This window comes from Flavobacterium sp. GNP011, assembly GCF_056428925.1.
In genome coordinates this window covers 22,069-47,962 of sequence record NZ_JBWJVJ010000023.1, presented here as the reverse complement: position 1 = coordinate 47,962, position 25,894 = coordinate 22,069, and the positions used below count along the sequence as shown (strand labels likewise).

At 30.5% G+C, this 25,894-nt stretch carries 21 protein-coding genes, 2 tRNA genes and 1 pseudogene; 14 read left to right on the top strand and 10 right to left on the bottom strand.

Annotated features, from left to right (window positions below):
• The first annotated feature begins 63 nt into the window (after positions 1 to 63).
• From AC061E_RS15315 to AC061E_RS15255, 13 genes are all read left to right on the top strand, one after another.
• Positions 64 to 369, top strand: coding sequence for a thioredoxin family protein (locus AC061E_RS15315; RefSeq protein ID WP_478287028.1), 306 nt, complete (start codon positions 64 to 66; stop codon positions 367 to 369).
• 111 nt (positions 370 to 480) lie between these two features.
• Positions 481 to 738 (top strand): DUF6952 family protein, encoded by a 258-nt coding sequence (locus AC061E_RS15310; protein WP_478287027.1) that lies wholly within the window; start codon positions 481 to 483, stop codon positions 736 to 738.
• 250 nt (positions 739 to 988) lie between these two features.
• Positions 989 to 1,486, top strand: a complete 498-nt coding sequence (gene tpx, locus AC061E_RS15305) for a thiol peroxidase (protein ID WP_478287026.1) — start codon at positions 989 to 991, stop codon at positions 1,484 to 1,486.
• A 10-nt stretch (positions 1,487 to 1,496) separates the two neighbouring features.
• Entirely contained in the window at positions 1,497 to 1,874 is a 378-nt protein-coding gene (locus tag AC061E_RS15300) for a diacylglycerol kinase family protein (RefSeq protein ID WP_478287025.1), read from the top strand.
• 15 nt (positions 1,875 to 1,889) lie between these two features.
• Positions 1,890 to 4,331: a DNA translocase FtsK gene (locus tag AC061E_RS15295; protein ID WP_478287024.1), complete on the top strand. Its 2,442-nt coding sequence runs from the start codon at positions 1,890 to 1,892 to the stop codon at positions 4,329 to 4,331.
• 39 nt (positions 4,332 to 4,370) lie between these two features.
• Positions 4,371 to 5,024, top strand: a complete 654-nt coding sequence (gene lolA1, locus AC061E_RS15290; RefSeq protein WP_478287023.1) for an outer membrane lipoprotein periplasmic chaperone LolA1 — start codon at positions 4,371 to 4,373, stop codon at positions 5,022 to 5,024.
• An 8-nt stretch (positions 5,025 to 5,032) separates the two neighbouring features.
• Positions 5,033 to 6,469 (top strand): LptF/LptG family permease, encoded by a 1,437-nt coding sequence (locus AC061E_RS15285; RefSeq protein WP_478287022.1) that lies wholly within the window; start codon positions 5,033 to 5,035, stop codon positions 6,467 to 6,469.
• 7 nt (positions 6,470 to 6,476) lie between these two features.
• Complete coding sequence (gene ribB / locus AC061E_RS15280; protein WP_478287021.1) at positions 6,477 to 7,610, top strand: 3,4-dihydroxy-2-butanone-4-phosphate synthase; 1,134 nt, start codon at positions 6,477 to 6,479, stop codon at positions 7,608 to 7,610.
• A gap of 165 nt (positions 7,611 to 7,775) precedes the next feature.
• Positions 7,776 to 7,860: transfer RNA gene (locus AC061E_RS15275), tRNA-Ser, on the top strand.
• Positions 7,861 to 8,161: 301 nt separating this feature from the next.
• Positions 8,162 to 8,249, top strand: a tRNA-Ser gene (locus tag AC061E_RS15270).
• A gap of 259 nt (positions 8,250 to 8,508) precedes the next feature.
• Positions 8,509 to 8,808, top strand: a complete 300-nt coding sequence (locus AC061E_RS15265; protein WP_478287020.1) for an Arm DNA-binding domain-containing protein — start codon at positions 8,509 to 8,511, stop codon at positions 8,806 to 8,808.
• A gap of 20 nt (positions 8,809 to 8,828) precedes the next feature.
• Positions 8,829 to 9,086, top strand: a complete 258-nt coding sequence (locus tag AC061E_RS15260; protein ID WP_478287019.1) for a phage integrase SAM-like domain-containing protein — start codon at positions 8,829 to 8,831, stop codon at positions 9,084 to 9,086.
• Between the two features lie 317 nt (positions 9,087 to 9,403).
• Positions 9,404 to 9,661 carry a site-specific integrase gene (locus tag AC061E_RS15255; protein ID WP_478287018.1) on the top strand — a complete coding sequence of 86 codons (258 nt, stop codon included), beginning with the start codon at positions 9,404 to 9,406 and terminating at the stop codon, positions 9,659 to 9,661.
• 279 nt (positions 9,662 to 9,940) lie between these two features.
• Here AC061E_RS15255 and AC061E_RS15250 read toward each other — a convergent pair whose 3' ends face one another.
• The 8 genes from AC061E_RS15250 to AC061E_RS15215 form a co-directional block, all read right to left on the bottom strand.
• The gene (locus AC061E_RS15250; protein WP_478287017.1) at positions 9,941 to 10,864 is read right to left on the bottom strand and encodes a carbohydrate kinase family protein; all 924 of its coding nucleotides are present in this window, start codon (positions 10,862 to 10,864) and stop codon (positions 9,941 to 9,943) included.
• Between the two features lie 149 nt (positions 10,865 to 11,013).
• The gene (locus tag AC061E_RS15245; RefSeq protein WP_478287016.1) at positions 11,014 to 12,612 is read right to left on the bottom strand and encodes a glycoside hydrolase family 32 protein; all 1,599 of its coding nucleotides are present in this window, start codon (positions 12,610 to 12,612) and stop codon (positions 11,014 to 11,016) included.
• A 2-nt stretch (positions 12,613 to 12,614) separates the two neighbouring features.
• On the bottom strand, positions 12,615 to 13,934 hold the full coding sequence (locus tag AC061E_RS15240) for a sugar porter family MFS transporter (protein ID WP_478287015.1): 1,320 nt from the start codon (positions 13,932 to 13,934) through the stop codon (positions 12,615 to 12,617).
• A gap of 501 nt (positions 13,935 to 14,435) precedes the next feature.
• Positions 14,436 to 17,177, bottom strand: coding sequence for a hybrid sensor histidine kinase/response regulator transcription factor (locus AC061E_RS15235; protein ID WP_478287014.1), 2,742 nt, complete (start codon positions 17,175 to 17,177; stop codon positions 14,436 to 14,438).
• Between the two features lie 996 nt (positions 17,178 to 18,173).
• The gene (locus tag AC061E_RS15230) at positions 18,174 to 18,563 is read right to left on the bottom strand and encodes a nuclear transport factor 2 family protein (protein ID WP_478287013.1); all 390 of its coding nucleotides are present in this window, start codon (positions 18,561 to 18,563) and stop codon (positions 18,174 to 18,176) included.
• Positions 18,564 to 18,628: 65 nt separating this feature from the next.
• Positions 18,629 to 19,519 carry an MBL fold metallo-hydrolase gene (locus tag AC061E_RS15225; protein ID WP_478287012.1) on the bottom strand — a complete coding sequence of 297 codons (891 nt, stop codon included), beginning with the start codon at positions 19,517 to 19,519 and terminating at the stop codon, positions 18,629 to 18,631.
• Positions 19,520 to 19,587: 68 nt separating this feature from the next.
• The gene (locus AC061E_RS15220) at positions 19,588 to 20,295 is read right to left on the bottom strand and encodes a DsbA family protein (RefSeq protein WP_478287011.1); all 708 of its coding nucleotides are present in this window, start codon (positions 20,293 to 20,295) and stop codon (positions 19,588 to 19,590) included.
• Between the two features lie 81 nt (positions 20,296 to 20,376).
• Positions 20,377 to 20,958, bottom strand: a complete 582-nt coding sequence (locus tag AC061E_RS15215) for a Crp/Fnr family transcriptional regulator (RefSeq protein WP_478287010.1) — start codon at positions 20,956 to 20,958, stop codon at positions 20,377 to 20,379.
• 177 nt (positions 20,959 to 21,135) lie between these two features.
• On the opposite strand from AC061E_RS15215, the pseudogene AC061E_RS15210 reads away from it, so the two are divergent.
• Positions 21,136 to 22,019: pseudogene (locus AC061E_RS15210) on the top strand (IS982 family transposase).
• Between the two features lie 141 nt (positions 22,020 to 22,160).
• Here AC061E_RS15210 and AC061E_RS15205 read toward each other — a convergent pair.
• Positions 22,161 to 23,462, bottom strand: coding sequence for a TolC family protein (locus AC061E_RS15205; protein ID WP_478287009.1), 1,302 nt, complete (start codon positions 23,460 to 23,462; stop codon positions 22,161 to 22,163).
• A complete protein-coding gene (locus AC061E_RS15200; protein ID WP_478287008.1) occupies positions 23,455 to 25,872 on the bottom strand; it encodes an ABC transporter permease in 2,418 nt (805 codons plus the stop codon). Before AC061E_RS15200 ends, AC061E_RS15205 begins: the two co-directional genes overlap by 8 nt.
• Positions 25,873 to 25,894: the final 22 nt, after the last annotated feature.

The following is a 25,894-nucleotide window of genomic DNA, read 5'->3' as shown; positions in this document are numbered from 1 at the left end:
ATGGGCAGTCGGTGATCTAAGCCATAGGCGCCCGGTTCATCGAGCACGAATCGATCTTTTGCAATTAAATCTTTAACCGATGATACGCTTAAAGATTTAATTGCAAAAGAGGAAAAAGTGGTAGTGCAATTTTCTGCTTCTTGGTGTGGAAACTGTCGTATCATGAAGCCTAAGTTCAAAAAATTAGCTTCAGAAAATGAAACTATAACTTTCGCTCTTGTTGATGCTGAAAACTTTCCAGAATCAAGAAAACTAGCTAATGTGAGCAATTTACCAACGTTTGCAACATTTGTAAATGGACAATTGGTAAACGAAACTCAGACCAATAAAGCTGAAGTTTTAATAGAATTGGTAAACGAAATAGTGTAATTATTTTTTTTAGTTTAAAGTTTAAAGTTGCTATACTTTGTAAATAAGTTTAATGTAAATGCAATTCAAAACCTTAAACTGTTAAAAACCTAAACTTTAAACTTAAAACAAATGAAACTACCTGTAATAAAGCATTTAACTCAGTTTATTGAAGAAAATGACGAAGACTTTATAATTGAAACTATTGACGTTCTTGAGTCAATGACCGAAATTCCATCTTTGAAAGATGAAGAACTGGATGTAATTGGTGAGCTAATATCAAATATGTATGGTGCACTTGAAGTAAACAAATTAGTGAAAAATGGTACTGAGAAAAAAGAAGCTTTAAACTCCTTTATGAAACGAGTTTTAGGTTCTATTGATAAATAATCAGTATAACAATAAGAATATAACGCACGCTTTTTAGGGTGCGTTTTTTTTTGTTTTTTAGTCAAAAAAGCATAGTACTATAAAATTTTAATCTGCCTGTGTTTATTTTAAATTTTATAAATAAATCTAGGTTCAGAAAGAGAGTTTTAAGATTTCTTTGAATTAAAAAAAACATCAATTTTAGAACGGTTGTTACCTCATTATTCTTAAATAAATTTCATACTTTTGAACTTCATAAAAAAAAATAAACATGGCTACAATAACATTAGGGGGAAATCCAATACACACTTCGGGCGAATTACCAACTATAGGAAGTAAAATCGCTGATTTTAAATTAATTAAAACTGATTTATCAGTTGTATCATTACAAGATTTTGCAGGTAAAAAATTAGTTTTAAACATTTTTCCAAGTATTGATACAGGAACTTGTGCAGCATCTGTTAGAAAATTTAATGAAAGTGCAAGTGCTTTAGATAATACAATAGTTTTGTGCATTTCTAGAGATTTACCATTTGCGCAAAATCGTTTTTGTGGTGCTGAAGGTTTAGAAAATGTAGTAAATTTGTCTGACTTTGTTGAAGGAAACTTTGGTAAAACAAACGGCTTAGAAATCACAGATGGCCCACTTGCAGGATTACACTCAAGAGTTGTAATTGTTGTAGATGAAAATGGTGTTATTACCCATACAGAACAAGTAGCTGAGATTGCTGATGAACCTAATTATGAAGCAGCTTTAAGCGTTCTATAAAATTAATTTAATGGAGTTCAAAAAAGACAATACTTTTTTTACAGGGCGATTAAAAAGTTTTCGTTTTGCTTTTAATGGCGCAATCAAATTAATACGAACAGAACACAGCATTATGGTGCAATGTTTCCTTGGAAGCATTGTAACCATTGCTGGTTTTTATTTTGGTATATCAAAAACAGAATGGTTAATACAAACTTTAGCTATTGGCATGGTTATAAGCATTGAAGGGTTAAACACTGCAGTAGAAAAAATTGCTGATTTTATTCATCCTAATTTTCATGAAAAAATTGGGTTTATCAAAGATATTGCTGCTGGCGCTGTTTTCTTTGCAGCAATCACAGCAATTGTTATTGGGCTAATTATTTACATCCCATTCTTTTCTAGGTAATTTACAAATACATCAATGGCAAAAAAAACAAAAGCCCCTATCAATAATAAGAAGGACACTTCTTCTAGCAATCAAAAAATCCAAATCTCTAAACAACAGAAAATAGTTATTGGCACTATGCTTGTTCTTTTTTCTGTAGCCTTGTTATTAGCATTCATTTCTTTTTTTATCTATGGACAACAAGATCAAAGTGCAGTTCAAGAGATAACGAATAGAGAAGAACTTGTTCAAAACTGGCTTGGTAAATTTGGAGCATTATTAGCAGACACTTTTGTTTACAAAGGTTTTGGGGCAGCTTCTTTTATATTTGTGCGATTATTTTTCTTATCGGGTTTGTATCTTGTCGTAGGGATTCCGGTTAAGAGATTGAAGAATATTTGGTTTTGGGACTTATTTGCAATTATTATACTTTCAATTTTATTTGGTTTTTTTGCCACTTCATTACCAGAATTAGGAGGAATTGTTGGATATGAACTCAATTTATTCTTACAAGATTATTTGGGTAAAACAGGAACCTTTTTGGCCTTACTTTTCGGATTAGTGATTTATATCATTTTCAAAATGAAACTTTCACCAGAAACCATTCAATCCTTTTTTAATAGATCTAAAGAAAGCACACTAGACTCAATAAATACTTCAACAAAAAATGAAACTAACAGTAATTACAACTTGGAGGAATTTGCTGTTGACGAAGAGGAAAAAGATGATATTCATTTAAAAACCAATGGAAATCAATTTGAAATTAATAAAGAAGCGCTTAAACCTACTATCAACAATGCATCTGATCTAATAAGAGAACCTGTAACAAAACCACTTTCAATGGTTGTTTCGCCTCAAAGAGAACCTGAAATCATTAAAAATACCGAAGATACTTTTGTGATTGAAAAAGCTGCTGAAGAAGATATCATTGAAGAGAATCTTGCTTCAAGACTAGTGGCTGATTTTGGGTTATTTGATCCAACTCTTGATTTATCAAATTATAAATTTCCTGTAATTGATTTACTAAAAGAATATTCAACAGGAGGAATTACAATCAACCAAGCAGAGCTTGAGGAAAATAAAAATAAAATTGTTGACACTTTACGCAATTATAAAATAGAAATTGCACAAATAAAAGCTACCGTAGGTCCATCGGTTACATTATATGAAATTGTACCTGAGGCTGGAATTAGAATTTCAAAAATCAAAAGTCTTGAAGACGATATCGCCTTGTCTTTATCCGCTTTAGGAATACGTATTATTGCTCCTATCCCAGGAAAAGGAACTATTGGTATTGAAGTACCAAATAAGAACCCTACCATGGTTTCTATGAAAAGTGTCATTGGCTCAGCCAAATTTCAAGAGGCTGAAATGGAATTGCCTATCGCACTTGGAAAAACAATTTCTAATGAAACTTTTGTTGTGGATTTAGCCAAAATGCCGCACTTATTGATGGCAGGTGCCACAGGACAAGGAAAATCAGTTGGGCTAAATGCAGTTTTAACATCATTACTGTACAAGAAACATCCAGCAGAAGTAAAATTTGTGTTGGTTGATCCAAAAAAAGTAGAACTTACTCTTTTTAATAAAATAGAAAGACATTATTTAGCAAAACTCCCAGATATGGATGATGCTATTATCACCGATAATGCTAAAGTTGTTAATACATTAAACTCTCTCTGTGTAGAAATGGATAATCGTTATTCCTTACTTAAGGATGCGATGGTGAGAAATATCAAAGAATATAACGATAAGTTCAAGGCTAGAAAATTGAATCCAGAAAATGGACACCGTTTTTTACCTTATATTGTTCTTGTAGTAGATGAATTTGCCGATTTGATCATGACTGCAGGAAAAGAAGTTGAGGTCCCTATTGCACGACTGGCTCAATTAGCACGAGCTATTGGTATACATTTAATTATAGCAACTCAGCGTCCATCGGTAAATGTAATCACCGGTTTAATAAAAGCCAATTTCCCTGCGAGAATTGCATTTAGAGTAACTTCAAAAATTGATTCAAGAACAATTTTGGATACGCAAGGAGCTGATCAGTTGATTGGACGTGGAGATATGTTATACACAAATGGTAATGATGTAGTTCGTGTACAATGTGCTTTTATTGACACTCCTGAAGTAGAAAAAATAACTGAATTTATAGGCGCTCAAAAAGCCTATGCTACTGCTTATTTACTTCCTGAGTTTGTAGGAGAAGAAAGTGGCATTAATCTTGATGTAGATATTTCTGAAAGAGATACACTTTTCAGGGAAGCTGCAGAGATTATTGTTAATGCGCAACAAGGTTCGGCTTCACTACTTCAACGAAAATTAAAATTAGGATACAACAGAGCAGGTAGACTTATTGATCAATTAGAAGCTGCTGGTATAGTTGGACCATTTGAAGGTAGTAAAGCACGAAGCGTAAACATACTTGATATGAGTTCTCTAGATCAATTTTTCAATAATGAACAAAATAATTAAACCATGAAATTAAACGCTTTGAAAACAAAAAAGATTGAGATGAAAACTTTTAGTTCAACAATTATTACTTTTAGTTTACTTTTTTTACTCACACTTTCAGTTAATGCTCAGGATAAAAAAGCCAAAGATTTACTAGATCAAGTTACTGCTAAAGTTAAAAGTTACAATAATATCGCTATTGATTTTAAATATTCATTAAATAATGCAAAAGAAAATATCAACCAGGATAGTAAAGGAAATGTTACCATGAAAGGGAACCAATACGTTCTAAATTTCATGGGAGTAACTAAAATATTTGACGGAAAAAAAACATACACCATTGTCCCAGAGGACGAAGAAATTACCATTTCAAATCTTAATGAAAAAGATGATAATGCCATCACTCCGTCAAAAATGTTGACTTTTTTTAATTCTGGATACAAATACACAATGGATATTGTTCAAAATGTTAAGGGTAGAAAAATTCAATATATAAAATTAGTACCTGTAAGTACAAAAGATCAAAGAAAAGAGGTTTTATTAGGCATTGACATTCAAACAAAACACATCTATAATCTCATTGAAATTGGAAAAAAAGGAACAAAAACCACATTAACCGTTAATTCTTTTAAAACCAATCAACCTTTGTCAAAAAATCAATTTACATTTGCGTCAAGTAAATATCCAAATTACTACATCAACAAATTAGATTAATGCACTAGGTGAAAATTCTTGACAAATACTTATTAAAAACGTTCCTGACTACATTTACCACGGTATTTGTAATCTTATTTTTTATTTTCATTTTACAAACCGTTTGGTTATTTATATCAGAATTAGCGGGTAAAGATTTAGACCTAGTAATGGTTATTAAATTTTTAGCCTTTGCAATGCCGCGTATAGTTCCGCTAGTATTACCATTATCTATTTTACTAGCTTCCATAATGACTTTTGGGAATCTTGCTGAAAATTATGAATTTGCAGCCATGAAATCCTCTGGAATATCACTACAAAGAGCCATGAGAATGCTGACAATTTTTATAATATTGTTAAGTGTCATGGCCTTTTTCTTTGCAAACAATGTAATTCCGTATGCTGAATATAAGTTTATTAATTTCCGTAAAAATATTGCTCAAGTAAAACCCGCACTTGCTATTGCTGAAGGACAATTTAATGACGTAGGGTTTTACAACATTAAAGTCAACAAAAAGTCAGGAAAAGAAGGTAATGAACTTACTGGCATTACCATTCACAAAAAATCTAATATTGGTGATGGAAGTAAAACAGTAATAAAAGCCAAAAACGGTTCGTTGAATAGTAGTGAAGAATCTAGTATTCTACAATTAGTTTTAAACGATGGGTATTATTATGAAGATATTGTTCCAAAAAAATATGAAGATAGAAGCAAAATGCCTTTTGCTAAAAGTTCATTTAAAAAACAAATTATAAACATTGATTTAACAGAGTTGAATAAAACTGACGTTAACGATGCATCGGTAACCAATACTAATACGATGTTAACGATAAATGAACTATCTTACACACTTGATTCTTTAAACAAAAATATCAAAACAGATATCAAAAGTTTTACAGACAACCCTTCTGCAAGGATTAATTTTCCAAGCGCTAAAGTTTTTACTAAATCTAAAGTTAAAAAAGCTTTACCAAATGATATTTTGAGTTTGTATACCAATCAACAAAAATCAGAAATTTTAAAAATAGCTAGTAGCAACATTACCAACACCTCCTACTCTATTGAATCAATAAGAAATGAAATTCTAAATAAACAAAAAAACATCAATAAACACTTAATTGCATTTTACGACAAATTTGTAATTGTTTTTGCTTGTTTTTTAATGTTTTTTATTGGTGCACCCCTAGGAGCAATAATTAGAAAAGGTGGTTTAGGATTGCCTATTGTTTTTGCTGTACTTATTTTTATAACTTACCATTTCATTAATACTTTTGGAAAAAGACTTGCTCAAGAAGATGGGATGACACCTTTCCTTGGAGCTTGGCTATCTTCTATTATACTAACGCCTTTTGCTATATTATTAACCTATCGAGCAACTAACGACATAGGTCTTATTAATATGGATGTCATTCTTTTACCTTTTCAAAAGTTATTTAAAAAATTATTTCCAACAACACAAAACTAACACACACATGAGTTCAAATACAATACAACTTAACACTATTGAAGAAGCAATAGAAGACATTAGACAAGGTAAAGTAATTATAGTTGTTGATGATGAAGATCGTGAAAACGAAGGTGATTTTTTGGCAGCAGCCGAAATGGTAACACCCGAAATGATAAATTTTATGGCTACTCACGGTCGTGGATTGATATGTGCACCACTTACAGAAAACCGTTGTAAAGAATTAGGCCTTCATGTTATGGTAAGTAATAATACGGATCCCATGGAAACTGCTTTTACAGTTTCGGTTGACTTGCGCGGGAACGGAGTTACAACTGGAATATCAGCTTCAGATAGAGCCAAAACAATACTTTCCTTAGTAGATCAAAACACAAAACCACATGACCTAGCTAGACCAGGACATATTTTTCCGCTAATAGCCAAACAAGGTGGTGTATTGAGAAGAACAGGTCATACAGAGGCTGCAATTGATTTTGCAAGACTTGCAGGATTTAAACCTGCTGGTGTTATTGTAGAAATAATGAATGAAGATGGAACCATGGCTCGTCTACCTCAATTAGTAGAAGTTGCCAAGAAATTCAATTTAAAATTAGTCTCTATTGAAGCCCTAGTAGCTTATAGAATGCAACATGATAGTTTAATTGTAAAAAAAGAAGATTTCAATATAGAAACTCGTTTTGGTACTTTTAGACTGAGAGCTTACCAGCAAACTACTAATAAACAAATTCATATTTCCTTAACTAAAGGAACTTGGAATTTAGGTGATTCTATACTCACGCGAATTAACTCATCATTAGTGAATAATGATTTATTGGGGACCTTAACAAATAATGCCGACCAACAATTAGATGACATGTTTAAGGTGATTAATGAAGAAGGAAAAGGGGCATTAATTTTCATAAATCAAGACATACAATCTTTAAATTTCTTAAATAGGTTGACTGAGTTAAAAATTTTGCAGCAAAATGGAACTCTAAAAGCACCAAAAATCATTATTGATAGCAAAGATTTTGGTATCGGAGCTCAAATATTACATGATATTGACATTTCGAAAATAAGATTAGTAACCAATACCGAAGGCACAAAACGCGTGGGAATGATTGGTTATGGATTAGAAATAACAGAACACGTAAGGTATTAGTTTGTTTTGAAAAAAAGTAAAAATAAATTTATTTGTAACCATAAGATTATGAATATTTTATAAAATAAATCAAAATTATCTTTATTTTTTTTCAAAAATACACTTGCATAACCCAAAAAGAGCCTTACATTTGCAGTCGAAATCAGCTAATGAGATCGACTTACTGGAGAAATGGCAGAGCGGTCGAATGCGGCAGTCTTGAAAACTGTTGACTGTAACAGGTCCGGGGGTTCGAATCCCTCTTTCTCCGCAAGGAAAGCCCGAAACGCAAGTTTTGGGCTTTTTTATTTCATGAAAGCCTTAAAAATTATCTGTTACAAATGTTTTCGATTTCATTACAACACTACAATTCTGGAATCTCGTTGGCAATTCTGTATTCTTAGCTAAGTATAAAGACACAAAATTTGTGTTGTATTTTGTCTTAAAAAATTGATCTATATTCTAATTTTTTTTTTAAGATTCTTTTTTTTGTAAAACATCAAAAGAATATTGTAGATTCGAAAAAACTTGTTATATTTGCACTCGCAATCAGATAATGAAAGTGAAATACTGGAGAAATGGCAGAGCGGTCGAATGCGGCAGTCTTGAAAACTGTTGACTGTAACAGGTCCGGGGGTTCGAATCCCTCTTTCTCCGCCAGCTGGAAAGCAAATTGAATTAAAACCCTTAAAATCGTATGATTTTAAGGGTTTTTTTTATCACATATAAAATATTCATTCTTGAACCTAAAGGAATAAAATCGGTTACCCTAAACAATCCATATTTTGGGTAACCGATTTTTATTTCAGACTATTATTCACACGGTTTTCAGCCAGTTCAACAACCAGTTTAAAAATTGTACATCTTGTGGATTAGTCATATTGAAGTTAAATTTAATAACAGCTAAAAGGTCAACACAATGAAAATAAAAGTTTCAATTCTCTTTTATGCAAAGAAAGCGAAAGCAGCTGCAAACGGTTTAGTTCCTATCTACACCAGAAATACAATCAACGAAAAAGGTATCGAATTAAGTACAAACCGATTTGTAGAAATATCTAAATGGTCTACAGAAGAAAGTAAAATGAAAGGTACTTCAGAAGAAGCTCGTTCAATAAATAACTATCTTGATATACTGAAAAGTCAAATAAAAGATACTGAAATGGAATTAATCCATAAAAAGATAGTTGTAACTACCGAAACAATTAAGGCAAACTATTAGGAGTTGATGAATGAACAAGAATGCTAGTCCCTATCTTCCAAGACAACAACAACAAAATAAAAGAGCTTGTTGGAAAAGAATACTCTCCAGAAACATTAGAACGATATACAACTTCGTTGAAACATACTATTGAATTCATGCAATGGAAATACAATGTTTCATATATCGATATTACAAAGATTGATCATGCCTTTATAACCGATTACGAATTTTGGTTACAAAGCGTTAAAAATTGTGCTAATAACACAGCTGTTAAATATCTAAAAAAACTTAAATAAAATAATCAAGCTTTGCTTGGCCATTGATTGGTTAGATAAAAATCCATTTGCAAACTATAAATCCAAAGTCAAAGATGTGGAACGAGTTTATTTATCTGAGGTTGAAATTCAAAACATCATCAATAAGCATTTCAAGACAGAGCGACTGAGACTAGTACGCGATATTTTCCTTTTCAGCTGCTTTACCGGCTTGGCATACATTGCTGTCAAAAACTAACAAAATCGCATATAAGTATTGGGATTGATGTAGAAATAGATATTTACCCACAGACAAAAAAAAATCAGTTTCAAAGATTCCCATCCTTCCCGATACACTAATGATCATCGACAAATATGAACAACATACTGATTATATCAACCAAAACAAATTGATTCCTATTCTAAGAAATCAAAAAATGAATGCCTATCTAAAAGAAATTACTGCCGTTTGCGAGATTGAAAAAGAATTAACCTTTCAAATTGACCGTTACACATTTGCAACAATTGTAACACTCAAAAAAGCTATACCTGTTGAAATTAAAATTCTAATAAATAAAACTTACAAAATACAAAGTGTTATTGCAAATGCCTCCTAAATCATTAAAATATTTTAACATGAAATTATCTGAAAAAATACACTTAATCTATTAGTTGATTATTCAGTACTTTTAGGTTAATCCTCAGAATACTTTCCTATACATAAATAAAACAATCACTACTAGTATTTATTGAAATAATAATGGGTAGTTTCCATTTCCACTTAATTCATTCAAGATATCCATAAGGAGGATTGCAATATTCAGCCTAAAGTTATGCAAAAAGACAAAACCCGCTAGTTATAATTAAAAGAAAACACCCTCAATGCATTAATAAAATCACAAACTATTTTTTATGCTTTGTTTCTTAATTTTCATGTAATCATTTATTTCCTTTTCTGAAATCTGAGGATTAGCTCCTTCTTGTCCAGCTACTAAAGCGCCAATAGCACAAGCAAAATTTAACGCTTTTTGAGGTGATTTTCCTCTTAATAATCGTACTATTAATGTAGCTAAAAAGGAATCCCCTGCACCTACAGTATCAACTACTTTTATAAAATAACCGCTGTTATAATAAAATTTATCATTGTAATACAAGACCGCTCCAAAAGCACCTTTTGTTACACAAACATGTTTTGTATTTGTCTTTTCAGCGATAAATTTAATATTCTGTTCAAAGGAATTATAAGGTGATTCCAATTGCTGACTTATCTCAATTAATTCTTCATCATTGAGCTTAATAAAATCAGCTTTTAACATCAGCTCAGTAAGTACGTCTTTGGTGTAATAAGGAGCTCTTAGATTTGCATCCAAAACTTTATATTTAGCTTTATCCAAAAGGCCATACAAAGTAGATCTGGAAACTTCATCACGACATATTAAACTCCCGAAAACAAAAACATCTGATTCCGAAACTTTCTCATCCATTTTTTTTGTGGGTACAATTTTGTCCCAGGAAGACGGGTAATGAATATCATAGGAAGCATTTCCCTTTTCATTAATCATCACATTAACCACGCCTGTTTTATAATCTTCCCCTATTTGGATAGAATCTGAACTTACATCCTGATTATTTATAAAAGATATAATTTCCTTCCCATCTTCGTCCATACCGACACGACTAATAATTGTTGTTTCTACTCCAAAAGAATTCATTCGTAAAGCGACATTTAATGGAGCTCCTCCAATTTTTTTATGTGTTGGAAAAATATCCCATAAAACTTCCCCAAAACATACTGCACTAAAAGCGTATTTTGCATTCATAATAAGTTTTGCTTAAAATTAATAATTAGGTAGAAAAAAACCTATTCAATAAAAACAACTATAATTCTTATATTTTAGACCAATACAGAAAAAAACTACCCCATCAGGATTAAGTAAAGAATAATTTTATGTTTTATAATTTAGTTAGTTTAGTTAAAATTTAGTTGGTTAATAATTAAGTTTTCAATTGTATACTCCGTATTAGCTTTAGAAACTGAAAAATATTCCATTGGTTTATCAGGGAAAAATATTTCTGTCATGACTGTTTTTCCATTGTTATAAAAAATTTCTATTGAAGTTTTATCTACAATTATTCGTACATCCATTTTATCAAAGTCACCCTTAAAAGGAGCCTTTGAAATATTTTTTGCAAAAAGGTCAGAGAAAGTTATTTTTCCAGATTTTGATCTATCAATAAAAAAGTAATTTTCCTTTTTATTGATTCCAAATTGAATTGTATTCTTAGCATCATTAGATAAAGAAAAGGTATAAATATCTTTTTTAAGATTCTTTAAAGAAAAGTGAATGTCCAATTTAGTTAAATCGACTACTTTTTTATCTACCAAAATCGTTTCCTTATCTATTTTAAGAGATTCTTTTTTAATGGTTTTAGCAATATAATTTTGTAATTCTTTTACAGGTTTAGAAGACACAATATAGTGACCGTTATCTTTAACAAGTACTAATTCTCTAGGTATAGTCATACTGCTTCTCCATGTTTCTGTTGGTACTTTTTGTGCATAATCCCAATTTGACATCCACCCAATAAATAATTTTCTACCATCCACCTCAGAAATATTAGCCCAAGTAACGCCTGCATAATTATCTCTACCATAGTCAATCCAAAGCCCTTTTTGTTGTTTTACATCTTTTGAAAAAGCTTCATCAATGGTGAATTTTTTTTCGTCAAAATCACCTACGAAGTATTGTGTAGCTGAACCACCATTAGGTCCTCCAGGATTAATACTTGATAACATAACCCATTTGTACTCATCAGTTCCTTCAACTAGCATAGGAAAAAAATCCGGGCATTCCCAAACCCCTCCATGGACTCCAGTATCTTTGCCAAAATCTGAAAGCAGTGACCAATCTTTCAAATTTTTAGAACCATAAAACATCGTTTTATCCCCAGCTGCCAGTACCATTAACCATTGTTGGTGAATCGCATCCCAAGTCATTTTTGGGTCTCTAAAATCTTTAATATTTGGATTTTTAATAATTGGATTAGCCTCATATTTTGTCCAAGTCAGCCCTTCATTTAAGGAATAGGCAATTCCTTGTGACTGATACTTGATCTCACCAGCTTTCTCTTTTTTCATATCATGATACGTAAACATGGCAACCATTGGAGGATTTTTTAAGCTCCCAAATCCTGAAGTATTTTTTACATCAACCACTGCACTTCCTGAAAAAATATATCCTTTTTCATCTGGATAAAGTGCAATGGGTTTTTCAACCCAAGTTATAAGATCAGTACTGATAGCGTGACCCCAATGCATAGGCCCCCAAACATTTGAATCCGGATAATATTGGTAAAAAAGGTGGTAATATCCGTTATAGTAAAACATCCCGTTAGGATCATTCATCCAACCCTTTTTAGGAGTGAAATGAAAATTTGGTTTGTATAATTCTGATTCTGTATAGCTCTTCTGTTCTTCAAATACAGATTGTTTACATCCAACTAAGGTCACTACAACTAAGATGAAACACAAGATCTTGAAAAATTCTTTTTTAATTATTGTCTTCATTCCTATTCTTTTATTAATTTTTTACTTAATTCTTCTAAAGAAATACCTTTAGTTTCCGGCATCATAAATGCAACAAACAAAAGTTGAAAAACCATCATCACTGCAAAAAACAAGAATACAACTCCCGGTCCTACTGTAGAGAATAGATATGGAATTAATGATGGAATAATAGCAGCCAGAACCCAATGTGTAGTACTCCCAAAGGATTGACCTGATGCCCTTAAATGATTGGGGAAAATTTCTGAAATAAAAACCCAAATTACAGCACCTTGTCCTATTGCATGTGCAGCAATAAATAAGAACAAGAAAATGGGAACAGCCATTCCTTCCCAATGAAAAAAGAAAGCCATTGCAACAAGTGATAGTGATATGATATACCCTACAGAACCAATGTACATTAATATTTTACGCCCTAATTTATCGATTAAGAAAACGCCCAATAGTGTGAAAAGTAAATTCACCACTCCTATTCCAATACTACTTAATAAAGCGGTACTTTCACCAAGACCCGCCTCTTGAAATATTCTGCTGGAATAATATAAAAAAGCATTAATTCCAGATAATTGATTGAAAAAAGCCATTAAAAAGGCCAATACTAAAGGCGTTCTGTATTTCTTTAAAAATATAGTATCATAAATCTTAGATGCATCGTTATTATCTTTATCTATCTCTTCTTTTATTTTTTCATAATCAGCTTGTTGCCCCATTAATTGCAACACTCTTCTAGCTTCGTCATTCTTGAGTTTAGACAATAACCATCTTGGGCTTTCAGGAATCGAAATAATTAATAAAATATAAATTACAGATGGAATTGCTTGTACTCCCATCATCCATCTCCACGAATTTTCACCCACATCGTTTAAAAGATAATTAGACAAAAAAGCCATAAGAATTCCTAAAACAATATTGAATTGATAAAAAGCAACTAGCTTGCCTCTATCTTTTGCAGGAGCTATTTCTGATATATATGCTGGCGCTGCAATTGTTGATGCCCCAACACCCAAACCTCCAATAAATCTAAATACGGCAAATACAAATGGATTATTTGCAAAAGCAGATCCAACTGCAGAGAACAAGAATAAAATACCTATCCATAATAAAGTATTCTTTCTCCCTATCTTATTAGTAGGAATCCCTCCAAATATTGCTCCAAGAACGGTTCCCCATAATGCCATTCCCATAACTACTGTGCCATGAAATGTATCAGACGAATTCCAAAGAACTTGCAGCTTTTTATCAGCTCCAGAAATAACAACTGTATCGAAACCAAATAGGAAACCTGCTAATGAAGCAATCAAAGCCCAAACAACTATTTTTTTCATTATCAAAAAATATTAAATTAGATTGCTAAGATACCCACTTAAATTTTGCTTTGATTTAGAGGATGTTACGATTACATTTAATACTGTTTCCATTTAGCAAATAAATCATAAGGTATTTATTATCAGCTAATTAAAATTTAAAACAAATAGATAACTACTTCGTTGTAGTTCGATTATGTTACACGTACTACAATCATGTTACACGCATTTTAAAAAAAATAGATATTCAGGAATAAAAAAGTTACTTGATGAATTTATTCGATTCATAAAATTTTAAATTTATTTTTGGAAGAAGTTTAAAAATAATCGATAAAAAAAATGAATTTATTAAGCAATTCATAAATGATTTATTAAAGTTTTAAAAAAATCAAACTATTAATTATCAACACATTAAATGCATTAAAAAAAAGTAACTATCTTGTTGCAGTTGCTCTTATACTTATTAAAGTACAATTATGTTACGCTATTTTGTTAGGAAAAAATTGTTGCATTGAGAATAATCTACTTTTTACTTTTATATTCTTTAGGTGTAACCCCAAATTTATTTTTAAAGGAAGTTGAAAAATAATTTGGCGAAGAAAATCCTAATGCATAGGCAATTTCCGAAATAATTAGATTAGAATTTAAAAGAAGTTCTTTTGACTTTTCTAATCGAATATTGTTAATATAATCACTAACACTAATTCCCAAAATTGCTTTTACTTTTCGATACAATTGCACTCGAGAAATATTTAAGTCTTTGGCCAATTCTTCAACAGAATATAAAGATTTATCGATGTTTTTTTCTATCAAATGATTTAATTTTCTAAGAAAATCTTGTTCAGAAATGCCAAAATTAACATCTACATTAGTAACAATATTTTTAATATTATTTGTATAATAAAAGCGAACCTTCTCTCTGTTAAAAAGCAAACACTTTATGGATTGTGATAATGATTTTATACTAAAAGGTTTCGATAGAAATAGATCCGCTCCACTCCCCAATGCTTTAGAAAAAGATTCCGGATCATCAGAAGCCGTTAGTATAATTATAGGAATGTGGGATGTCCTTAAATCATTCTTAAGTAGCTCGCAAATTTCGAAGCCGTTTTTATCCGGTAAATTTAAATCACATATAATAACATCTGGTATTAACTCTATTGCGCTTTCAATGGCATTAGTTCCGTCTGAAGTATAGATGGAGTATTCTATTGAAAGCTTAAGAGAAACAAAATCCAATAATTCTTTGTTGTCCTCTATGTAAAGAACGGAGAATTTATCTTCGGTGTTTTGGGGTTTTGCCCCTTGAATATCCTCAGAATCTATATAATCTGGATGATGATCATAAACTAATACAGAATCTTTTATGATTTCTTTTTCTTCTAGATGCTCTTTCCCTAATAGAAGTGTAATTATAAATTCTGCGCCGTTTTTTGAATTAATTTCTACACGTCCTTTATGCAACTCTATGAAAGATTTTGAAAGATGAAGCCCAATTCCGGAACTATTTCTATAATTATTTGAACCTTGATAAAAAGCATTAAAAACTTCCTTCAATTCTTTCTCTGGAATCCCAATACCCGAATCTTTAAAATAAATTTTAACGATTTTATTGAGTTTATCTTCTTTTATTACAATCGAAATTTTACCCTTTTCAGCAGTGAATTTGAAGGCATTTGACAACAAATTAAAATAGACTTTATCCATAAGATTTCGATCCATATAGACTTCTAATTCTGGATTGTTAGTTGTCAATGAAAAATAAATATTTCTCTTTTTAGCCTCCCGTTCAAAATCTGCAATTATATTCTTTGAAAAGTCTAAAATATTAGTTTTTGAAGCTCTTAATACAAACTTTTTATCTTCGGCTTTTCTATAATCCAATAATTGATTGATTAAGCGTAGTAATCTCTTGGAATTATTATACATCAGGCTAATTTCATTATTTACAAAAATCCCTTTATTCTTAAGTTCAATACTCAAAGATTCGACAGAACTTAAAATTAAAGTCAAAGGCGTTTTAAATTCATGAGACAGACCTGTAAAAAAATTAACTCTTGCTTCATTACTTAGTTTTAATTCTTCAGAAAATTTTTCAATTTCATTTCTTTGGCTAACAATTTTTTTATTTGTCTCTTCCAATTCTATCTTTTTACGGCTTATTGCTATACGAGAATAAATACTGAAGAAAGCTAAACCTAGCGCCAACATAAATAGAAAAAACAAAAGCTTTAAAAGGTTACTTTGAGTAGCATATTTCTCTTCTTGACTTCTAATAACATTCTGCTGTTGCTCAATATCGGATTGTTGATTCGTTATTTTATCAAATTGATTGCTCATTATATCTGCATTAAGTGAGTCAATCAATATCGTGTTCAATTTATTATTTTTAGGTACAATCTCTTTATTAGCTATTTTCAATGCTAATTTAATAGCTTCACTACCTCCTGTAGGATATAAAACAGTTGCTTCTAAAATTTTGTCTTGAACATATTGAATTCCTCCGAATGGTCCATTTAGTCCATCAACCCCTATAAATTTTATTTTTTTGTCTAACCCTTTTTTCTTGGCAATTTTCCATGCGTTATAGGCAATTAAATCATTAAAGGCATATACGTAATCAATATTAGACAGACTATCTAATAACTTTACATAATTTGTTTTTGGATTTCCAAAATCATCAGAATCTAAATCAAAAACTTTAATATCTGGATATTGTTTAATAATTTGTTTAAAACCCAAACTTCTCTCTAAACCAGGCGATGTATTTAAATCCCCATAAATTTGAATCACATTGGCATGTCCTTTAGAAATTGAAACAAGATGTTTGCCTGCTAATCGTCCCACTTCAATATTGTCTGCACCTAAATATGCTGTATAATTAGTCGTATTTACTTTTCTGTCTACTACAATTACCGGAATTCCTTTAGTCTTTGCTTTTTCTATAACTGGGACAATAGAATCTGACTCAAATGGAGAAACAATAATAACATCCACTTTATCAGCTATAAATTTTTCTATATCACTGATCTGCTTTTTTGGTTGTCGATTCGCATTATTAATGGTCAAATTGACCTCTGGATGAAGTGAAGCTTCAACTTCCATTGCATGATTCATCGATGTTCTCCAAATATCCTGATCTACACTTTGTGAAAATCCAATTGAAATATTTTTTTTACTATTATCAATTGAATTACAAGAAAATAGCATAGTTAGCACCAATAATATATAAATTCTTCTTAAAATAAAATTTGAGGTATTCATAAAATTTTTATTGAGTATGCTAAGAATTAATTTTCACTAAGAAAAACTTAATTTTCTTATAAATTATTTTATTAGTTGATTTAATGAGTTAAATATGGAGTCAAGTAAAAGTAATTATTTTTAAAATAAATAAACAATATCATATTTAATTCTTTGTTCTTTTCAACTCATAAGCACAACAAACTTAGTATTAAGAGTTTCAATAGAACTAAGGTAATTGAATTTTCTAAAAGGTATATTATTTTTATAATTCTACTTTTTAAATTCTTTTACTATTTACATTTCGAAAATCTGTTTTTTTTGGAAAAAAGCTCGTAATAATACCGATTATATTTTCTACTGTGTCTGTTTCTTGCGAAGTGTATAATTTTGTTAAATAGGCTTTTAAATTTAAAATGTTCGCGATTTAAGTATGTCCAGCGAACTCTTTTCCCATGTTAAATTGATTTTTTTTATTTAGCAGGAGTTAAAATCCAGTTAATATGTTTTGAATCCCATATCCATTTATAGATTGTTTCATAATAAACTCTTAACCTGTTTTCTAGTTTCCAACGTTTTAATATTAAGTCTGTATGCCATTTATCAGATGTCATTTTATTAAATATAGCTTACTTTAAATCACGCAAAATACAAGTGTTTTTAATTTATCAATTACACTTTTAACTTGAATTTTACGTGTGAAATTTTTACTTCAATAATATAATTAAATGAATACAATTTCCTTAATTCTGTAGTAAAGGAGGTGAATAGTTTTTCATGCTTCATTTCCCATTGATTGTTGAGTTATTGTGGGATGAAATTTTTTCACTAAATAACTATCAATGAAACTATTATCTTTATCTACTATCAAACTTTGATAAAAAGTCATTACCAGTTTTTTGCTAGATTCTTCTTTTGTTACTTCTCGATTTGTTTCCTTTTTATCGAAAAAACTAATAAAAGGTAAATAATGGAATAACTAGTAAGGAATTTACAATTATTTTTTTCATGATAGCTTTATTTCATTGCATCATTTACCGGCTGGCTGTCTACAAACTGCTCAAAACTTATTATTTTGTTGTCTTTCAATTTCCAGACGTGTGCCACTCTGGCTATAAATGATTTACCAGTAATTTTATATGTTCCAGAATACGTTCCAAAAGCAACAACTTTGTCATCACTAGCTACATAATCTTCAGGTGTGAATTTATAATCATTCCATTCGCTTCCTAATCGGCTAAAAACATTTTTAGATACGTCTTCTAAACCAATATAGGTTCCAGCATACGGAAAACCTTTGGCTTCTGTCCAAGAAATGTCATCGGCTACATATTTAGCCAAATTTTTACCGTTTTCTTCCGAAGTTTTTCCTTCGTAAGTAATTTTTATAATTTCAAGATTTGTCATCGCTTTTTTGTTTAAAGAACAGCCTGACAATAACAAAAGCATTGTCAAGCTGTATAGAATTGATTTTACCATTTCATTTCTCCTGTATTTACTTTTGCTCCTATTTGTAAGGCGGTTTCAAAAGTAAGTGTTGGGTATTTTGCTTTAATGGCTTTGATTAAATCTTCTGAAGTTTTGTTGGTTTTCAAAGCTTCTTCGTAGAAGTGGATATAATTTTTAGTGTGTTTCACAGCAGAAAGGTCGAATGGACTTGCATTATTTGCGTGAGCAGGAATTACAATTTCAGGATGTAAGGCTTCAATTTTATCTAAAACTGTAATCCAGTTTTTGCGTGCTTCTTGGGTTTGTGCGTCTGCCATCCAAAGATTAAAAGTAGTTCCAAAAACATTAATTCCGCCCACAACTGCTTTGATAGAAGGAATCCAAACGAAGGTTTTTTTAGAGAATTCTTCCAAACCAATAATCTCTAATTTTTGACCTTCCAATTCAATACTGTTTCCTTTTAAAACTTGTGGCAAAACAACGTTTGAAGTTATGGCTTTACCTAATCGTTCTCCCCAAACATCTAATTTTTTTTGAGCTGTAACCTTGATTGCCTCTACTGTAGCTGGCGAAGCATAAGCCACCACATCTGGAAAGTATTTTTTGAATATTTCCAATCCAAAATAATAATCAGGATCTGCGTGAGAAACGTAAATAGCAGTTAATTTTTTGCCACTAGCTTTGATTTCTGCAGCTACTTTTTCGGCATCTGCCAATGTAAATTGGGCATCAATTAAAACCGCATCTGTTTTTCCAAAAACAATTACCGATGCTACGCCAAAACTATTTTCTGATGCGTTGTAAACTTCAAGTTTTAAATCTTTGGTTTCAATGGTTTTGAAACTTTGTGCTTGTGATTCCATATTAAATAAAATTAAAATTGTTAAAAATACTGTAGAGGTAATTGTTTTCATTTTTTCTATTGTTTAAGATTGATACTGCAAAGTTGCAACCTTATACAGACTCAAAACATTAAATTAGTTTAAAAAATAATACTATCGATTTGTTTTTCAATAGTTTCAAATGGAGCATATCCTTGTTCTACAATAACTAATTTACCGCCTTTTTCTATTAATAATGTAGGATAAGAATTGGCATATTTTTGGGCTAAAGCAAAAGTTTTTTGTGCTTCTAGTTTGCCATTTTCTGAATGAAATTCTTTTAGAAATTCTTCTTTGTTCAATCCAAATTTTTCGCAAATGTTTAAATACGTTTTATCTTGATTCAAGTCTAAACCATACCAATATCTTGCTTTTTGAACTTCAATAGCAAAAGGAATGGCTTGTAATGGCCAAAGATTTTTTACAGTTACAATAGCTCTTGAAGGAATTTCACTATCCAGAACAATGGATTCATTTTCGATAAATTCAAAGTAGTCTTTACCAAATGCTGTACCTGTAGTTTGTTGCACTTGGGGATCGTGTTTTTTGATAAATTGTGCCATTTGTTTGGATTGTTTGCGAGCATTTTCGCCAACCCACATTCCAGCAGGGAGAATTTCAAAATCGATCTGATTTTTATATTTTTCAAATAGTTTTTGAGTATTGCTACTATTTCCATAGCACCAGCCACAAAGAGGATCCATTACATAAATTAATTTACTCATTTTTTTATTTTTTAGTTCTTGTGAATTTCCATTACAACCTAATAATAGCATCGCTACAACGGTAATGATTAAGGTCTTTTTCATTCAATTGTAATTTGATACTGCAAAGGTGACAAGAAGGGAAATGAAAAACATTAAACTAATTTAATAAATAAGATGCTACAATTATTTTTTAGATGTAATTTTCTTTCGAATATTACTTAAGAAAACATTTGTAATACCCAAATAAGCAGCTACTTGTATATTGGAAAGGCGCTGAATAAGTTGTGGATACCGCTCTGAAAATTCAACATAACGTTGCTCAGCCGTTTTACTTAAATTATCTATCATTCTTCGTTGCAGTGCTACGTGTGTTTTTTGAGTCATTACTCGAAATAATTTTTCGGTTTTAGGCAATTTGGCATAGGCAAATTCTTTGTCTTTTTTAGAAATAACAAGTATCTCACTATCCTCAAGAGCTTCTATAAAAAGTTGTGATGGTGTTTCAGTCGTAAAACTATCAATATCAGTAATCCACCAATTTTCTATGGCAAAATAAAGAATTTGTTCATAGCCATTTTTGTCAATATGATAGACTCGAAAAAGTCCTTTGGTGACAAAACCTTCAAATTGGCAAACTTCGCCTTCTCGCAACATAAAACTTTTTTTTTTGATTGTTTTGTGTTCAAATAAATTACAGAATGATGCCATCTCTGTATCTGAAAGTGAAATATGTGCTGCGATGTTATTTTGGAGAAGTTTTACCATTTACTAATTTTTTGATCGTAGTGAAAACAAAAGTAAGAATGTTTTTAATGGCTTTTAAATAAAAACTATTTACTTTTAACCCGTTGGGTGTAATTATTTGCAGTAAAATAAATTGATTAGATGTTGGTCAAGATACTGAAATTAAGTATCTTAAAGTCGCTAAACAAAACAATATTTATTTCAAACATAGTAAAAAATTATTTTAGAGTTTTTGAAGTTATAAGTTCTTTTAATTTTAAACTAGAATATAAATCGGATGTTAGTAGAAAACAAAAAATATCTGATTTAGAATAAGTTGCACTAAGTCTAACGGCTGAATTTATGTTTATTGACAGTGAAAATTTTTTATTTAAAGAGATTAATAAGTAACAAATACCTAATTTAATCGACAGAAGTCAGTTCAATAAAAGAAGACGAAAATTGTTTTTATTTTTAGAAGAATTAAGAACAAAATTATCATTTCGGTTTTTAGAATTTGAAGATTACTTCATCGTGGATAGTATACCTTTGGAGATTTGTAAATTTGCACGTCATAGAAGAATTAAAATCTATAAAAATGAGTTTGAAACTGCTCCTTCAAAAGGGTTTTGTGCTACTCAAAACAACTGGTTTTACGGATATAAATTGCACGGAGTTTGTTCTATAAATAGAATTTTCCATTCATTGGATATTACAAAAGCAGAAGTCCACGACGTTCATTTTTTGAAAAATACAAAACAAAAAATATCTGATTGTATGCTACTTGAAGATAGAGGTTACTTGTCTCAAAGCATTCAATTAGATTTGTTTCAAACTCTAAATATCAAATTAGAAACACCAAAAAGAACTAATCAAAAAGATTATAAGCTACAACTTTATATCTTTAGGAAATCAAGAAAAAGAATTAAAAATTTATTTTCACAACTATGCGACAAGTTCAGAATTAGAAACAATTATGTTAAACTTTTGAAGGTTTTAAAACAAGAATTTTAGCAAAAATAACAGTATTAACATTTGTTCAATATATCATTAAATTCGTCTTTGATAGGCATATAAACAATATTAAAAATCAAACAATTTAATTACACCCAATGGGATAGTAATATTTTAGAACTAAGATTAATATTATTTGAATTATCAAACTTTGTAACGAATCATTTTGTTCAAGATTAAAAGAAATAACCGTTTGCAGGGTAAACACCTTTGTATAATCGGGTTAATTTTTATAAATGATTCCTTCTCAGCAGGTTTATTTTCAAATCAATGTATTGCAATTGAAGATTATTTTTTACTACTTCAAAATCAGCAGAAAGCGATTGATTTTTCACTGAGGAATATACAATTGCTTCCACTTTACCACTTGTAAATTTAGATTGTGTAGTAGCAAAAGATGCTTTAGCAAACTTTTGCTTCTGGATCAATTTATATTGAAGTTGTGAATAATTCTTCTTGTTTTGTTCTTCTAAGATGACTTGTTTTTCTACTTGTTGTTTTTCCTTTTCTATTAGCAGTTTTGCCTTATCCCCAGCTATTTTTGATACACTAATTTTTTTGTCATTTCTAAAGCCATTGAAAACAGGTATGCTCAATTGCATTCCAACTTGTTGGTTTTTATTGTCTTCTAACTGATGAAAAAAAGAATCTGTGTTGGTATTTACTTGTTTCAGATTTTTATAATAGAAAGTAGAATATCCGTAGTAGGCTGACAATACTGGATAATTACTGGCTTTTTCTAATCGAATTGACTTCAAACTATTTTGATAATTGAGTTCGGCAAGTTTAATTTTAGGATTAAAAAGCTCAGTCTCAAAATCTTTTTTTGCTTCCTTTAAATATGGTTCTAATACAACTTCATCAGTTTTCACATTCATAACATTCATCAAATGAAACAACTCTGTTTTTTTTATAGCATACAATTGTTCTGTTTCCTGATTTCGGATTTCTTCTGTCGAAAAGCTCAATTGCATGTCATACAAATCACTTCGGGGTTTACTCCCAATGGCAACCTCTTTAGTTATTCTGTCCAAGTTGAAAGAAGCCTGCTTGAGTTGTTCTTTTTGGATTTTCAATAACTCTTGTATGTATAGCACTTGATAATAACTTTCTAAAATTTGAAGTTTGTATTCATTTTCTATGACTTCTACATCCGCTTTGGCGAGTGCAATATTTAATTTGTCTTTTTGTGTATTTGCAAAAGCACTAAAATCTATTAAATTCGTTCTAGCATTGAGATAAAAATTATTGTTCTGAATGTTAGAGCTTACCCTTCCGTTAGTCGATGGATCAATGGTAGAACCAAAATTATAGCCTTGTTCACCATATAAATTGATCGTGGGTAACATTCTATTCAAAACTGAGTTTTGGGCCTTTTCTGTTTTTTTTATTTCAAGTTGTCTGATTTTTATTTCGATATTATTTTGCAAAGCTGTTTCCATGCATTTAGTAAGCGTCCAAGAATTTTCCTGAGCACTTACCAAAGCAAAAATTAAAAAAAAGACTACCGTAAAAATTGCATTCTTATTCATATTTTAAATATTTTAAAACATCCGTTTTAGTTGCTTGAAAGGCTTTTGAAAGCACTATCAAAAGTGTTAGTAGTAACAAAATAATAAACCCAAATACGAATGGAAATACTGTCATGTGAATCCTAAAAGCAAAATTTTCGAGCCATTTGTTCAATAAATAATACACAGGAAACAAAGCGATTAAATACCCGATTGTGCAATACAAAATATACTGTTTGGATAATTCTATCAACAAAGAATTGGTTGCTGCACCCAAAGTTTTTCGGATGGCAATTTCTTTCATGCGTCTTTGTATGGAATACGAAGCCAAAGCAAATAATCCAAAAAGCGCAATACCAATTACAACAATATTTAACAATGAAAATAGATTCTTTTGCTTCACATAATTTTCATAGGTTCTGGCGTATTGTTTGTCTACAAAATCGTATTTAAACGGATTTTCAGTATCGACTTTGCTCCATAGTTTTTCAATATCGGCAATCGTATTTTCAATAGTATCTGCTTTTAGTTTTATATATACTTTATCTATGTATTGAGTACTACCAGTTGTTTTAAGATGGTAAAAAACGATGGGAGGCACTTTTTCTTCGGGACTCAAAATATTAAAATCCTTAACAACTCCTATAATTCTTAAAATCTGATTATTGATTCTGAAACTTTCACCAATTGGTTTTTTTATCTTCATTAATTTCACAGCAGTTTCGTTAAGTACAACTGAATTAATTGTGTCTGAAGCAATTTTTAAATCAAAATTTCTTCCGTTTGTTACCTTAACATTTAGCATTTCAAAAATCCCAAAATCTATAGGAATACCTCGCTCCTTGAAAAGTTCGTCATTATATAAAACAGGAACTATAGCATTATTTGAGCCGTCAAATGAAATAAGACCAGTAGATATTGCATTGACTCCATTTATTTTAGATAATTCTTGTTTGATTGTACTGTATTTGTTATAAATGTGTTGTCCCGGATTTTGTACTTCAAAGTCAGAGTTAGAAAAATTTAATGGTATAGTAATCACTTGGTCACCTTTAAAACCTAAATCTTTATGAGTTAAATAGTTGATTTGTTGATATACAATATAAGAACCTACAATAAAAAAAGTTGCAACTGCATATTGAAAAATTAGCATTCCATTGCGCAGCCAAATTCCGCTTTTACTTCTGCCAAAATTTCCTTTCAACACATTTAAAGTTTCAAAATTAGCGACATAAACCGCTGGAAATATTCCTGCTAACAAAACGGAAATAATAAAAATGAGTAGCAATTGAAGATAAAATTGACTCCCAATAATATGTAAATTTTTGCTTAAAAAATCATTGTAATATGGTAACGACAACTCCACAATCACTAAAGCCAATAAAATAGAAAACAAACATAATAGGACACTTTCAAAAATAAACTGAATTACAATAGCACCTTTTGAAGCGCCCACAACTTTACGGATACCCACTTCTTTGGCGCGCTGTATGGCATTGGCAGTAGCCAAATTGATATAATTTACAAGAGATAAAATGAGAATTAAAACGGACAATCCAGCCATAATTACTAAAAACTGATAATTTCCTCTGCCTTCAGGATAACCATCTGTAATAGAATGTAATCTTGCTTTTGAAAGTGGCTCCATAACAACATTAAAGTATCCTATTTTTTTAGCCATTTCTTCTTGAGTAAATCCTTCAAGTTTAGCTATTCTTCCAACAAAGCTTGTATTGTACTCTTTTTCAAGACTTTTTCTAGTAAGTTCAATTTTTGATGGGTCTTTGACTTTTACTACTAATTTTAATAAAAAAGGAGCTGTTACATTTGTTGTTGTCAATTCCTTCATTCTGTTTACTATAACATTAGGAGCAATTGATGAATTTCCAGGAATTTGATACACCGCACGAACTACAAACATGTGATTTAAACATTTTATTTGTTTTTCAATTGGATTTTCGTTCCCAAAAATGCGTTTAGCAATAAGGTCTGAAATAGCGACACTGGAATCATCTTTTAATCCTGAGATTGCATCTCCGCTAATTATTTTGAAAGGGAAAAACGAAAAGAAATTGTTTTCAACATTAATGATTTTAGTTTCAACTATTTTCTTTCCATTATAGATGATTTTATCTTTCTGATACCAACTGTCAGCATACAATATACTTTTAACATTTGGGTCTTTGGCTAATACAGGTTTTAAAAACAAAGAACATTCAGACCAAATAGGCATATCACTCAATTGTATCAAAACCTTATATACGTTGTCCTTCTCAGGATTCCACTCATCATAACTTTGTTCGTCGTTCCAATATAGTAGAGCAAAAATTAATCCTGCAATTCCTATGGCTAGTCCGAAAACATTAAGAAATAAAAACAGTTTGTTTTGCTTTAAATGATAGAGGAATATTTTAATATAGTTTAATAACATGATTTGGGTTTTGGTTAGTTAA